The organism is uncultured Ruegeria sp., from assembly GCF_947489545.1.
Classification (GTDB): domain Bacteria; phylum Pseudomonadota; class Alphaproteobacteria; order Rhodobacterales; family Rhodobacteraceae; genus Ruegeria.
The window spans coordinates 131,776-145,599 of sequence record NZ_CANLDZ010000012.1 but is presented as its reverse complement, the minus strand read 5'-3'; the positions used below and the strand labels follow the sequence as shown (position 1 = coordinate 145,599).

General features: G+C 56.7%; 13 protein-coding genes. 9 read left to right on the top strand and 4 right to left on the bottom strand.

The window, feature by feature from the left end; genetic code table 11:
• The first annotated feature begins 26 nt into the window (after window positions 1–26).
• Window positions 27–899 carry a LysR family transcriptional regulator gene (locus tag Q1B13_RS16765; protein ID WP_299082380.1) on the top strand — a complete coding sequence of 291 codons (873 nt, stop codon included), beginning with the start codon at window positions 27–29 and terminating at the stop codon, window positions 897–899.
• Between the two features lie 32 nt (window positions 900–931).
• Here Q1B13_RS16765 and nagA read toward each other — a convergent pair whose 3' ends face one another.
• From nagA to Q1B13_RS16745, 4 genes are read right to left on the bottom strand one after another with little or no spacing between them, the layout of a single operon-like run.
• On the bottom strand, window positions 932–2,086 hold the full coding sequence (gene nagA / locus Q1B13_RS16760) for an N-acetylglucosamine-6-phosphate deacetylase (protein ID WP_299082378.1): 1,155 nt from the start codon (window positions 2,084–2,086) through the stop codon (window positions 932–934).
• Window positions 2,083–3,114: an SIS domain-containing protein gene (locus Q1B13_RS16755; protein ID WP_299082376.1), complete on the bottom strand. Its 1,032-nt coding sequence runs from the start codon at window positions 3,112–3,114 to the stop codon at window positions 2,083–2,085. The genes nagA and Q1B13_RS16755 overlap by 4 nt, the downstream gene beginning before the upstream one ends.
• A gap of 8 nt (window positions 3,115–3,122) precedes the next feature.
• A complete protein-coding gene (locus Q1B13_RS16750; protein ID WP_298936506.1) occupies window positions 3,123–3,890 on the bottom strand; it encodes a GntR family transcriptional regulator in 768 nt (255 codons plus the stop codon).
• Window positions 3,887–4,774, bottom strand: a complete 888-nt coding sequence (locus tag Q1B13_RS16745) for a BadF/BadG/BcrA/BcrD ATPase family protein (RefSeq protein ID WP_299082374.1) — start codon at window positions 4,772–4,774, stop codon at window positions 3,887–3,889. Before Q1B13_RS16745 ends, Q1B13_RS16750 begins: the two co-directional genes overlap by 4 nt.
• A gap of 157 nt (window positions 4,775–4,931) precedes the next feature.
• Between Q1B13_RS16745 and Q1B13_RS16740 the strand changes: the two genes are divergently transcribed.
• From Q1B13_RS16740 to Q1B13_RS16705, 8 genes are all read left to right on the top strand, one after another.
• Window positions 4,932–5,813: an N-acetylmuramic acid 6-phosphate etherase gene (locus Q1B13_RS16740; RefSeq protein ID WP_299082372.1), complete on the top strand. Its 882-nt coding sequence runs from the start codon at window positions 4,932–4,934 to the stop codon at window positions 5,811–5,813.
• A gap of 29 nt (window positions 5,814–5,842) precedes the next feature.
• Window positions 5,843–7,093 (top strand): ABC transporter substrate-binding protein, encoded by a 1,251-nt coding sequence (locus Q1B13_RS16735; RefSeq protein WP_299082371.1) that lies wholly within the window; start codon window positions 5,843–5,845, stop codon window positions 7,091–7,093.
• Window positions 7,094–7,160: 67 nt separating this feature from the next.
• Window positions 7,161–8,075 carry a carbohydrate ABC transporter permease gene (locus Q1B13_RS16730; RefSeq protein ID WP_299082370.1) on the top strand — a complete coding sequence of 305 codons (915 nt, stop codon included), beginning with the start codon at window positions 7,161–7,163 and terminating at the stop codon, window positions 8,073–8,075.
• Between the two features lie 10 nt (window positions 8,076–8,085).
• Complete coding sequence (locus Q1B13_RS16725; protein WP_120631798.1) at window positions 8,086–8,925, top strand: carbohydrate ABC transporter permease; 840 nt, start codon at window positions 8,086–8,088, stop codon at window positions 8,923–8,925.
• The gene (locus tag Q1B13_RS16720) at window positions 8,922–9,950 is read left to right on the top strand and encodes a Gfo/Idh/MocA family oxidoreductase (RefSeq protein ID WP_299082369.1); all 1,029 of its coding nucleotides are present in this window, start codon (window positions 8,922–8,924) and stop codon (window positions 9,948–9,950) included. Before Q1B13_RS16725 ends, Q1B13_RS16720 begins: the two co-directional genes overlap by 4 nt.
• Window position 9,951: 1 nt before the next feature.
• On the top strand, window positions 9,952–10,947 hold the full coding sequence (locus Q1B13_RS16715; RefSeq protein WP_299082367.1) for an ABC transporter ATP-binding protein: 996 nt from the start codon (window positions 9,952–9,954) through the stop codon (window positions 10,945–10,947).
• Between the two features lie 242 nt (window positions 10,948–11,189).
• Window positions 11,190–12,296, top strand: a complete 1,107-nt coding sequence (locus tag Q1B13_RS16710) for a saccharopine dehydrogenase NADP-binding domain-containing protein (protein WP_299082366.1) — start codon at window positions 11,190–11,192, stop codon at window positions 12,294–12,296.
• An 18-nt stretch (window positions 12,297–12,314) separates the two neighbouring features.
• The gene (locus Q1B13_RS16705) at window positions 12,315–13,811 is read left to right on the top strand and encodes an aldehyde dehydrogenase family protein (RefSeq protein ID WP_299082414.1); all 1,497 of its coding nucleotides are present in this window, start codon (window positions 12,315–12,317) and stop codon (window positions 13,809–13,811) included.
• The last annotated feature ends 13 nt before the right edge of the window (window positions 13,812–13,824 follow it).

Here is a 13,824-nt window from a genome sequence, read left to right as displayed (position 1 = left end):
TTAAGTAAGTTAAGAAAGTTTGAAATATGGCGATCAAGGTCGAGATGCTGCGCTGCTTCTGTACGGTCGCCCAGACCGGTAACCTTGGCGAAGCTGCAGACCGGCTAGGCCGCACGCAATCTGCGGTCTCTATGACTTTGAAACAGTTGGAAGATCATCTGGGCAAAAAACTGTTTGAGGGCGAAAGAAAGAACGCCCTTTCCCCGATGGGCAAGCAAGTGTTTGATCTGGCGCTTAAACAGGTGCGGGAATTTGATCAGACGGTGCAGAGCATCGAGGCTGCGGCCAAAGCGGAACACGGGCTGATCCGCGTTGTATCTGTTCCCTCGGTTGGGGCTTTAGTGTTTCCAGCCCTGCTTGACCACATGACAACGCGATTCCCCGGCCTGAAGATCGAGCTGCGCGATGCAGACACCCAGCAGGTTCTGGACGCCATCGCCGGGGACAAGGCGGATATCGGAATAGCATCTGGCGAACACCCGCTGAATGGGGTCAGAACGGTCCCCTTGTTTGAAGATCGCTTTGGTCTGGTCGCTGCGTCGGATCACCCGCTGATAACGCGTGCCGAGCCACCAAAAATCTCGGATCTGTTGGCCACTAGGTTTGTGCGAAACGCATTATGTGATTTTATCCAATCTCCTGATTTCAAGGACGTGTTGGAAAGCTCGGAAATAGCCATACACAACACGCATTCACTGATCACGATGGTGCGGACCGGCCAATGGGCGACCGTGTTGCCGCAGACCGTCGCGCAGGTCATTCCGGATTCGACGGCCTTCCGACCTTTTGCGGACCTGCCCGATAAACGTCAGGTCTATCTCTATATACGCGAAAGGGCGCGTTTCAGGGATCTGACCGAGGCTTGCAGCTCGTTCATTTTGTCCCAGACGTTTGAGTAATGCGTGCCTCGACTGCCGCTTCAGAATTGGGGCTAACTGAGCTTGCGACCGCCCTGCCAAACGCTCTCTAGCCGTCCTGCGCTGCCAATGTGCAAGATATCGGCCGCAGCATCTGGGCAAATCCGACCAGTCTGATTCTGACCGATCAGGTCGGCGGGCTGGCGGCTGGCCATCTCCAACGCCTTGGGCAGTGCCACACCGGACAATTCCGAAATGTTTTGTGCCGCATCCAGCAGCTCAAGATGGGCACCGGCCAACGTTCCGTCTGCAAGCGTCAACCGATCACCGCTGCGGTGAATTTCCCGCCCATTCAGCGTGAAACTTTCGATATCTGATCCAGCGGTTGCCATCGCGTCGCTGACCAGAAACACACAGCCCGGCCCCTGTTTTGCGCCAAGCGCGGTTTTCATCGAGGCTGGATGCACATGGATGGCGTCCGCTATCAAACCGGCGGATAAATCGCCCAACGCGAGGGCGGCCCCTACGGTTCCGGGTTCGCGGTTTCCCATCTGGCTTTGTGCATTGAACAGATGCGTGACACAGCGCGCGCCAGCGTTCGCGGCTGCCTTACAGGCGTCATAGCTTGCATCAGTGTGGCCTAGCGACACCAGGATGCCAGCGTCAGCCATCGCCATTATTTGGGCATTTGATACACCTTCAGGGGCAACGGTGACTTTCAGAACCGGCAGCAGTGCCGCAGTTTCCAAAAGCATTTCCAGATCTGACTGCTCCATCGGACGTATCAGCGCGGCGTCATGCGCGCCCTTGCGTGATACGGACAGATGAGGCCCTTCCAGATGCAGGCCCAGTATACCGGGAATACCTTCTGCTATTGCGGCAATTGCAGCCGCTACTGCGCGCCGCGTTACCTCGGGCGTGTCGGTGATCAAAGTGGGCAGGATCGAAGTTGCGCCAATTCGGGCGTGGGCGGCTGCCATCACACGCAACGTCTCGACCTCGGGGGCATTGTTCAACATCAAGCCACCGCCGCCATTGACCTGAAGGTCGACAAATCCGGGTGCGAGCAAGCCGCCATCAACCGTTGTTGTCTGGACGTCAGGCCCAAGATCAGAAACCGGCACGACGGCTTCAATTCGGCCGTCGCGCTGCAAAACCGCATGGTCAAGCACTATGCCGTCTGGCGTCAAAACCTCGGCTCCGGTGATGGCTTGAAGCGCGCTGCTCATACCGTTTCGGTGACCTTCTTAAGATGGCGCGGCGCGTCTGGGTCGATCCCCCGAGAAGCTGCAAAAGCTTCGACCATGGAATAGAACGACACAATCAGGCTTAGCGGATCCGTCAGGGCATGATCTGTGCGGACATGATCCACTCTGACCGCCTGCTTTACCTTGTCTGTCGTCGCAAACACTTGCGCGCCTTTGGCGCTGATCGCGTCGGCGACCTCTGACAGAGGCATTTCTGCGGCATCGGCGGCAGCAAAACCCAGAACCGGAAAGCCGTCTTGTACGATCGACACCGGCCCATGCAAAACCTCGGCTGACGAATAGCTTTCGGCATGCAGCTGGCAGGTTTCCTTGAACTTCAACGCAGCCTCATTCGAAACCGCCAAAGCCTGTCCTCGCCCCAAGGTGAACAGCGATGAGTTTTCACCAATTGCAGCCCGCACTTCCGGCCAGCTGATTTTGGTGGCGGCGTCCAGTTGCTGTGGCAATGCCCGGATTGCAGACAACAAAGCCGCGTCCTTGCTCCATTCGGCTAGCAGCCAGAGACCGGCAACCGCGGAGGTCACAAAGGTCTTGGTTGCCGCGACGCTCAGTTCGGGGCCCGCCTGAATATCGATTGGATATGTGCTGGCCTTCGCCAACGGAGACTGAGCATCGTTGGTCAGTGCAACGGTCATGGCACCATCGCGCCCTGCGTTGCTGGCCATCGCCAGAATATCTGGGCTTTTTCCTGACTGAGATACAGACAGACAGAGCCCGTTTTGCAACTTCAAGACGGAATCATAGACCGACCCGATGGAAGGGCCTACTGAGGCAACTGGAACGCCCAGGACAATTTCGGATGCGTATTTCAGATAAGTGCAGACATGATCGGACGAGCCGCGCGCAACTGTCACCATGAAGGTCGGGTCAAGGTCTCGCGCGACATCGGCGACAGCCGCGATATCGGCCTGCCCATGTGTCAGCAACCGGTCAACGGCCGCAGGTATTTCGTCGATTTCCCGGCGCATGCGGGTGATCTGATGTTGCATGTTTTGTCCTAGCTATTGGCCAAACGCAGCTCTGCCACAAAATCATAGGCATCGCCGCGGTAGATAGAGCGCGTGAATTCGACAACCCGGCGGTTGGCCAGATATGAGGTGCGTACGATGCGCAGCCCGGCTGCACCCGGCTCGACACCCAGAAGTGCAGAATCCTCGCTTTCAAGATTGATTGCAGAAATTCTTTGCAATGCCCGAACGGGCCGATTTCCGTCACGCCCTAGAACTTCGTAAAGCGACGAGTCGACAAGTTGCGGTTTTGGCAAGATATCAATCGGCAACGACGCGCGTTCGATTGCCATTGGCCGGTCGTTGGCGCGTCGCAGACGGGATATCCGAGCGACAGCTTCGCCCGACGACAGCGCAAGTGCCATCACCTCTTCCGGTGACGGGGTGTGAACGCCACGCTCCAGCCATTCGCTGGATGAATTCAGGCCCCGCCGGGTCATGTCTTCGGTGAAGGATGTCAGCCGAGACAGAGATTGTTCCACCTTTGGCGTTCCGTCTGAAACGAAACTGCCGGATCCTTGGCGTTGGACAATGATGCCCCGGTCGACGAGATCCTGCATTGCCCGGCGAACTGTTACCCGGGACAAGCCTGTCAGAGTGGCGATCTCTCTCTCCGCGGGCAGCGGCGCACTTTCGCCCAGAAGGCCCGTTTCGATGCTCTCTTCAATCCGCTTGCGAAGACGTACGTATCGGGGTCCGGCAGCGTCCTGCATCCAGTCATCGGACTTCAGAAAGTCTTCGATTGTATCTGCGGTCATTCAGCACCCACCTTTGCGCGTTTTGCCAACCGGCGCGCCAGTTGCAGGGCTCCGTCAATGGCTGTTCCCTCCGGCTCGGTCAGCGCTGCAGCCATTTCGGCTGGCAAGTAATACTGATAGCAAGCCGCAACGCCGCCAGTGGCGCAGATTGGATCTCCGCCGGAATAGCCAAGCGCGCGTAAGCCCCCAGCCAGATAGTCAGCGCCTTTCTGCATAAGCTCCTGCCCCGCCGGATCTCCTGACTTGGCAGCGGAAACGATATCGGGTGCAAAATCCGCAACTTCTGCCTGGCGTGCAGTACCTGAGAACGCAACAATTTTCGCGGGGTCGTCGTTGAATCGAGCGCTGATGTCTTGCGTCAACGGGCTGTGGGGTCGAATGCCATCCATGGCGAGCAGTACAGATCGCAAAAGCTGTTTGCCAAGCCAGTGGCCTGACGCTTCATCCCCAATCACAGGGCCATAGCCGCCAATGAAGCTGATCTGACCGTCTATCTGGCGGGCCAGAAACGATCCGGTCCCGACACCCATCAGACAACCGTTCTTTGATCTCAGTGCGCCAACGACTGCCGATCTGCGATCATCCTCGACTTCGACAACCCGCGAAGGCAGCTGGTTTGCAACTTCCGATGCCGCCTGTGCGTCCGTGACGCCGGCAAGGCCCGCATAGACAGGAATGTTGGCCAAAGCTGACTGAGGCAGAGCTGCCTGTTCCATCAGCTCGCTCAAACCTGCGTTCAATGTGTGGATCGCTGAATCGCGATTCGAGAACACATTGGCGCTGCCCAGAGTCACCCGTAGCAGGCCCGCGGGTGCGGTCATGGCAAATCGGCAGCGCGTGCCGCCACCATCAACTGCAATAAGATATGGGAAGGACTCAGTCATATAGATACCTTTACAATACCTTTCGGTTGAAAAAAAGACCTTTGCAGAAAATTATCCGGAAAATCTCAAAAAATCTGCGGAAATAGGGAAAATTCGAATGCCGGTGTAGACAAAAGGTATTGTATAGGTATTATATGGCATACCAAGGGGGAATCATATGCTGCCGCAAACTGAAATGCTGGGTGAGGGAACTAAGGGATTGGATTTGCGTTCCGATGCCGACGTACTCGCCTGCTTGCTTGATGCGCAAAAGGCTGCATTGAACGGTTTGGACGGGTGTCTGGCGGGGCTGTCGCAGGGCGCGGCACTTCTTTCGAGCGCGATCAAGAACGGTGGACGCATACACTATGCTGCTGCTGGATCTTCAGGGTTGATGGGTCTTGCCGATGGTGCGGAATTGCCCGGCACTTACGGCCTGTCACCCGAGTCCATCTCAATTTCCATGGCTGGCGGAATTCCGACTGGGGCCGAAATGCCGGGTCATACAGAAGATGATGTCGATGCAGCCAAGGTGACGTCGGCGGGGGTACGGTCGGGTGATGCGGTTATTGCCATATCCGCCAGCGGTTCCACACCTTTTCCGCTTGATTTTGTGCGTCACGCCCGCAGTGCTGGCGCCAAGACTATCTGCATAGCTAACAACAATGATGCTCCCTTATTCGAGCACGCGGATTGCGCGATTTTCCTGAACACGCCGCCAGAATTGATCGCAGGCTCCACTCGGATGGGGGCGGCCACCGCACAAAAGGTGGCGTTGAACATGATGTCGACGCTGATGGGCATTCGGCTGGGTCATGTTCACGACGGCATGATGGTGAATGTTGTCGCGGATAATCGCAAACTGCGCCAACGCGCAGAGGGGATAATCAAGAAGATCGCCGGCGTTTCAGATGCCGAGGCGAGCCTGGCATTACATAAGGCCGCAGGGAACTTGAAGCCGGCCATCTTGTTGGCGGCCGGCGCAACCACTGTAACGCAAGCGGATCAGATGTTGGCCCAATCCGGCGGGCATTTGCGTCCCGCGCTTGAGCAATTGTGAATGACAAAAAACACTAGGGAGAGAAGACCATGAAAAAAACATCGCTAACTGCAATTTTGCTGGCGTCATCGGCCTTGGCCGGTGCGGCACAGGCCGAAACGGTGCTGACCATCGAAAGCTGGCGCAATGATGACCTGGCGCTTTGGCAGGAGAAGATCATTCCGGCGTTTGAAGCGCAGAACCCGGATATCAAGATCAAATTCTCACCATCTGCCCCGGCAGAATACAATGCGGCACTGAATGCCAAGCTGGATGCAGGCTCGGCCGGTGATCTGATCACTTGCCGCCCATTCGATACATCTTTGGGTCTTTATGATGCTGGCCATCTGGCTGACCTGTCCGATCTGGGCGGTATGGCCAATTTCTCGGACGTCGCAAAATCCGCCTGGCAGTCAGATGATGGCTCCGCCACGTTCTGTGTTCCTATGGCGTCTGTGATCCATGGCTTCATCTACAACAAAGACGCCTTTGCCGAATTGGGGCTGTCTGTTCCGACAACCGAGGCGGAATTCTTTGAAGTGTTGGGCAAGATCAAGGAAGACGGTAACTATATTCCGATGGCCATGGGTACCAATGACCAGTGGGAAGCGGCGACGATGGGCTATAACAACGTCGGCCCGAACTACTGGAAAGGCGAAGAGGGCCGTCTGGCTTTGATCGACGGCTCGCAGAAGCTGACGGATGAGGCCTGGGTGGCGCCGTATCGCCAGTTGGCCAAATGGGGTGAGTATCTGGGCGACGGGTATGAGGCACAGACTTATCCCGACAGTCAGAACCTGTTCACACTGGGTCGCGCGGCCGTTTATCCGGCGGGCAGTTGGGAAATCAGCGGTTTCAACAATCTGGCTGATTTTGAAATGGGCGCCTTCAAACCGCCGGTTCCGAACGCAGGCGACGATTGCTATATCTCGGACCACACGGATATTGCCATTGGCATGAATGCCGCCTCCCCCAACGCCGAGGCTGCCCGGACCTTCCTTGATTGGGTTGGATCAGAAGAGTTTGCAACGATCTATGCAAACGCGCTGCCAGGCTTCTTCTCGCTTTCGAACTTCGATGTTGCCATGGAGGACCCGCTGGCTCAGGAATTCGTCAGCTGGCGCGGAGAGTGTGGGTCGACCATCCGTTCGACCTATCAAATCCTGTCGCGCGGAACGCCGAACCTTGAAAACGAAACCTGGAACGCCTCGGTTCAGGTGATCAAAGGTGAAGAAAGCCCAGAGGATGCAGGCAAGCGGCTGCAGGATGGCTTGGCCACCTGGTACGCGCCCCATCAATAATCCACCACTCACTTGAAACCGGTTCCGGCCTGAAGGCCGGAACCACTCCGAACCGTAGAGGCACGTTATGGGCAGCAGCCGCATCAAATGGCACATCGTGGTTTTTCTTGCGCCCGCAGTGCTCGTCTACTCGGCCGTCATGGTCTTTCCGCTTTTCAATACATTGCGTCTGGCGCTGTATACCGAGATCGATCAGTCCCGTGTGTTTGTCGGGCTGGACAACTTTCGCACTCTGTTTGGGGATCCGCTTTGGTCTGACGCGTTCTGGAATGCCTTGGGGAACAATTTCTGGTTCTTCTTCATCCACATGCTGGTTCAAAACCCCATTGGGATCGTTTTGGCTGCAATGCTTTCGCACCCACGTTTGCGATTTGCAGCCTTCTACCGGTCCGCCATCTTTATCCCGACAATCCTGTCATTTGTGATCGTTGGCTTTGCCTGGAAACTGATCCTGTCGCCAATCTGGGGGATCGCGCCAGACATGCTGTCCGCGATCGGGTTGAAATCCCTGTATGCACCGTGGTTGGGCAAGGAAGAATACGCTCTGACCACGCTGGCGCTGGTCTCGGTCTGGCAATTCGTCGGCATCCCGATGATGCTGATCTATGCCGCCCTTCTGTCGATCCCAGAAGAAATTCTGGAGGCGGCCGAGGTCGAAGGCATCACCGGATTAGCCGCGTTCTGGAAGATCAAATTGCCGCTGATCCTGCCATCGATCGGCATCATTTCGATCCTGACATTTGTTGGCAATTTCAACGCGTTTGACTTGATCTATGCCGCACAAGGCGCGCTGGCGGGGCCGGATTTCTCGACCGATATTTTGGGCACCTTCATGTATCGCACCTTCTTCGGGTTCCAGCTGCAACTGGGGGATCCTCATATGGGGTCGGCCATCGCGACGGGCATGTTCTTCATCATCCTGGCAGGGGTCTGCATGTATTTGTTCCTGATCCAGACCCGTATCCGCCGCTATCAATTCTGAGGGAATGATCATGAACAAAGCCCGCAGAAACCCGTTCAACATTGCCGCGATGCACGGCGCGCTGATCCTGTACACATTGATCGCGCTTTTCCCGGTCTTTGTGATCGTGATCAACAGCTTCAAATCCCGTAAGGCGATCTTTCGCGAGCCGCTGGCTTTGCCTGATGCCGACACGTTTTCGATGATTGGCTACCAGACGGTGATGAAACAGGGGGATTTCTTCCTGTACTTCCAAAACTCAATGATCGTCACGGTGGCGTCGTTGTTCTTCATCCTTTTGTTCGGCGCGATGGCGGCCTTTGCGCTTAGCGAGTATCGGTTCAAGGGCAATACTTTGATGGGCCTCTATCTGGCGCTGGGCATCATGATCCCGATCCGTATCGGCACGGTGGCGATCCTTGACATGATGGTGGCAACGGGGCTTGTGAACTCGCTGATGGCGCTGATCCTTGTTTATACCGCGCAAGGTCTGCCGCTGGCCGTATTCATCCTGTCCGAGTTCATGCGCCAGGTCAGCGACGATCTGAAAAACGCAGGCCGCATTGATGGGCTGAGCGAATATACCATCTTCTTCCGGCTGGTCCTGCCGCTGGTCCGTCCAGCCATGGCAACCGTCGCTGTGTTCAACATGATCCCGATCTGGAACGACTTGTGGTTCCCGCTGATCCTGGCCCCGGCAGAAGAAACCAAGACGCTCACACTGGGCAGTCAGGTCTTCATCGGACAGTTCGTCACGGACTGGAACGCTGTTCTGTCTGCGCTAAGCATGGCAATCCTGCCGGTCATGGTTCTGTACGTGATCTTCTCGCGGCAACTGATCCGCGGCATCACGTCAGGGGCGGTCAAATGATCCGCGTTTTGATCGCAGGTTTGGGCAATATGGGTCTTAGCCACGCGCTGGCCCATCATCACCATTCCGACGCAGAAATTGCTGGGTTGGTGAATCGATCAGGTGAGGTAACTCATACTGATCTGCAAGGCTATCCGGTCTACACTGATTTCCACACTGCACTGGCTGAGACCAAACCCGATCTCGCGGTGATTGCGACCTATTCGGACAGCCACGCTGACTATGCCTGCGCGGCGATGGAGGCTGGCGCGCATGTGTTTGTCGAAAAGCCGCTGGCAACGACGGTTGAGGATGCTCGTCGTGTTGTTGCTAAAGCAGTTGAGACCAATCGTAAGCTGGTCGTTGGGTACATTCTGCGCCACCACCCGTCCTGGATGCGGTTGATTTCCGAGGCGCGCGATCTGGGCGGGCCATATGTCTTTCGCCTGAACCTGAATCAGCAGTCGACTGGCCCGACATGGGAAACTCACAAGGCGCTGATGCAGACCACGTCCCCCATCGTCGACTGTGGCGTCCACTATGTCGATGTGATGTGCCAAATCACAGAAGCGCTGCCCATACGTGTAAACGGAATGGGCCTGCGCCTGTCTGATGAAATAGCGCCGGATATGTATAATTACGGCCAGTTTCAGGTTGTCTTCGAAGATGGTTCGGTGGGTTGGTACGAGGCCGGATGGGGCCCGATGATGTCTGAAACGGCGTTCTTCGTGAAAGACATCGTCTCACGCAACGGTGCCGTGTCGATCACCGAAGGCAACAAGGGTGACTCAGATGATGTGGACGGCCACACCAAAGTTGGTGGCATTCTGATCCATCGACCTGACGGAGACACCCTGATCGAAATGGATGGCGAACCGGGTCATCAACAGCTGTGCGATGCCGAGCAAGCCTACATGCTGCAGGCGATTGCTCAGGACATCGATCTGACCCGCCATATGAGCGACGCAGTCCAATCGCTGCGCATCTGCCTTGCCGCCGACGAAAGTATACGAACCGGCCAGCCGGTCGACCTGAAGGAGACATGACGTGACCGCCCTGACGCTGAGCAATGTGTGCAAGTCCTTTGGAAAGGTGGACGTTCTGAAGAACATCGATCTGACTGTCGAGGAAAACGAATTCGTTGTGTTTGTCGGCCCTTCGGGGTGCGGTAAATCAACCCTTCTCAGGGTGATTGCCGGGCTGGAAGACGCCACCTCGGGCACAGTTGAAATCGACGGCCAGCAGGTCAATGACGTGCCACCCGCCAAGCGCGGGATCGCCATGGTGTTCCAATCCTACGCGCTGTATCCGCATCTGACCGTGCGGGGCAACATGGTGTTGGGCCTGAAACAGGCGGGCCATCCCAAAGATGAGATCGAGCGGCGGATCGCCGAGGCGAGCCGGATGCTGTCGCTGGAACCCTATCTGGACCGGCGCCCGGCCGAGCTGTCCGGCGGACAGCGTCAGCGGGTTGCCATCGGGCGCGCAATTGTGCGCAACCCCAAACTGTTCCTGTTTGACGAGCCATTATCAAACCTCGACGCGGCGCTGCGCCTGAATACAAGGGTCGAGATTGCCAATCTTCACCGTCAGCTGGATGCCAGCATGATCTACGTGACCCACGATCAGACCGAAGCGATGACGCTTGCCGACAAGATCGTTGTCCTGCGGGATGGCCGGGTCGAACAAATCGGCAGCCCGATGGAGTTGTACAACGACCCAGCCAATCGGTTTGTCGCCGAATTCATTGGATCGCCCGCGATGAATTTTGTGCCCGCTGATATGATTGGCGGCAACACAGGGACGTTTATTGGCATTCGCCCGGAATACGCTCGGCTTGGTCAGACCGGGCAGCTAAACGGGACTGTGATCCATGTTGAAAAGCTGGGCGCGGACACAAATGCGATGATCAATATTGGCACGGACAAGCCCTTTACAGTTCGTGCCTTTGGCCAGCACGACGTGTTGCCCGGCGCGGAAGTTGGTATCAGCTTTGATCAGGCCAAAGTTCTGTCCTTTGGCGAGGACGGGAAAAGGCTTTAAGCCAAGCCCTGCGTTAGATCGAGAAGAATAGAAAGCCTTGGGTGCATCTGCTCCGATACACCCAGGGCACTTCGTGATGACTGAACCAATTCCATCTGGAGCCTGCTCGAATAACGGGCGCAGTCAATTCGTCAATATTTCCGTCATTTAGACGGATTGACAGTTGATTTCGTCAAGATTGACCCTCTGAAACGGACGCCTGCTGCTTCATTCTCTTAGGAAACACCAAGAGGAGGCACGCAATGTCCTGGAGTGTATGCGTCGTTGGGGCTGGCAAAATCGGGCAGATGATTGCCACGTTGCTAAAAGGCTCAGCAAATTACAGCGTCACTGTCGCAGATCATGATCTGAAAGCGCTGGGCGAGATTGCCAAATTGGGCGTCGCCACGAAACAGATCGACGCCAAAGACGCGGACGGGCTGGCCCAAGGCCTGACCGGATTTGACGCGGTGATTTCTGCCGCGCCTTTTTTTCTGACCCCAACAATCGCAAAGGCCGCCAAGGATGCAGGCGCGCATTACTTTGATTTGACCGAGGATGTGGCTGCCACAAACGCTGTCCGCGCGCTTGCCGATAACAGTGAAACGGCCTTTATGCCGCAATGCGGGTTGGCGCCGGGCTTTGTAGGGATTTCAGGTGCGTCGCTTGCGGCGGAGTTCGATGAAATCGACAGCCTGCATATGCGGGTGGGGGCGCTGCCTCTCTACCCGACCAACGCGTTGAAATACAATCTGACCTGGTCAACCGATGGGTTGATCAATGAATACTGCAATCCCTGCGATGCCATTGTGAATGGCAAACTGGTCAAGACCGCACCACTGGAGGATTACGAAGTTCTGGGCCATGACGGCGTAGAATACGAGTGCTTCAATACCTCAGGTGGTCTGGGCACCTTGCCCGAAACGCTGGACGGAAAGGCACGTGCTGTATCCTATCGCTCGATCCGGTATCCGGGGCATTGTGATATCCTGAAGCTGTTGCTCAAGGATCTTGGTCTCGAAAATCGTCGCGACCTTTTGAAAGAGATTTTCGAGTCCGCCCTGCCACGCACGGATCAGGATGTGGTTCTGGTATATTGCACCGCCAAGGGCCTGATCAACGGTGAGCTGCGAGAGAAATCGCTGATCAATAAATCCTTTGCACGCACCATCAACGGACAGGTCTGGAGCGCGATTCAGGTCACCACCGCAGCAGGTGTGCTGGGCGTGGTGGATCTGATGCGCACCGGCGCATTGCCGTCCACTGGATTTATCCGACAGGAGCAGGTGAAGCTTTCCGATTTCCTGAACACCGAGTTTGGCCGGCTGTATCGCGCCGGCGATGTGACCCAACAAAATAAGGCAGCTTGAGACATGAAAGACGTTGTAATGACAGCAGAAACCATCTTTGCAAAACTTGATCTGACCACGGCAGAACTGACCGGTGGCACATTGCCGGTGACTTCGCCCATCGACGGTGGCCTGCTGGCCGACGTGCATGAAACACCGGCCAGCGACATGGATGCGGTATTTGCCCGCTCCAAGGCGGCCTTCAAAGCGTGGCGTACGGTTCCAGCCCCGCGCCGGGGTGAACTTATCCGACTGCTGGGCGAAGAACTGCGCGCGGCCAAGGACGATCTGGGTGCACTGGTCAGCTGGGAAGCGGGTAAGATCACTTCCGAAGGTTTGGGTGAAGTGCAGGAGATGATTGATATCTGTGACTTTGCCGTGGGCCTGTCACGCCAGCTTTATGGTCTGACGATCGCATCAGAACGCCCAGGCCATCGGATGATGGAAACATGGCATCCTGCGGGTCCCGTCGGCGTAATCTCGGCCTTCAACTTCCCGGTTGCGGTCTGGTCCTGGAACGCGGCTTTGGCTTTGGTGTGCGGTGATCCAGTGATCTGGAAGCCGTCCGAGAAGACGCCGCTGACCGCGATGGCCTGTCAGAAGATTTTCGAACGTGCATTGGCCCGGTTCGGTGATGCGCCGGAAGGTCTATTGCAAACGCTGATTGGCGGTGCGGCGCTTGGCGAGGCATTGGTGGCCAGCGAGGACGTACCGGTCATTTCCGCCACTGGTTCCACCCGTATGGGCCGCGCAGTTGCCCCGATTGTGGCGCAGCGGTTTGGCAAATGCATTCTGGAACTGGGCGGCAACAACGCGATGATCGTCGGCCCGTCTGCCGATCTGGAAATGGCGGTGCGCGCCATCGTGTTCTCGGCCGTCGGCACCGCGGGACAGCGTTGTACCACATTGCGCCGGCTGATTGCTCACAACTCGATCAAGGACGAATTGGTCGCGCGTCTGAAAAAGGCCTATGCTGGTCTGCCAATTGGCGATCCGCTGGCAGAAGACACTCTGGTCGGGCCGCTGGTGGATGAGGCGTCGGGGGCTGCAATGACGGCCGCGCTGAAGTCCGCCGAAGCCGAAGGCGGGTCGGTGTTCGGCGGCAATCGCGTGACGGACGGTGTACCAGCTGGTGTTTACATGGAGCCGGCGATTGTCGAAATGCCCGGCCAATCCGCGACCGTGAAGGCTGAAACGTTTGCCCCGATCCTATATGTCATGGGCTATGACGATTTTGATGAGGCGCTGGAAATTCAGAATGATGTGCCGCAGGGTCTGTCCTCTTGTGTGTTTACGTTGAACATGCGTGAGGCCGAACAATTCCTGACAGCCGCTGGATCGGATTGCGGTATTGCCAACGTCAATATCGGCCCGTCGGGTGCCGAAATCGGTGGTGCGTTTGGCGGTGAGAAAGAAACCGGCGGCGGGCGTGAAAGCGGATCAGATGCTTGGAAGGCCTATATGCGTCGTCAGACAAACACGGTGAACTATTCGTCCGAATTGCCGCTGGCGCAGGGCGTCAAATTCGATATCTGAAGATGTTTCCGGC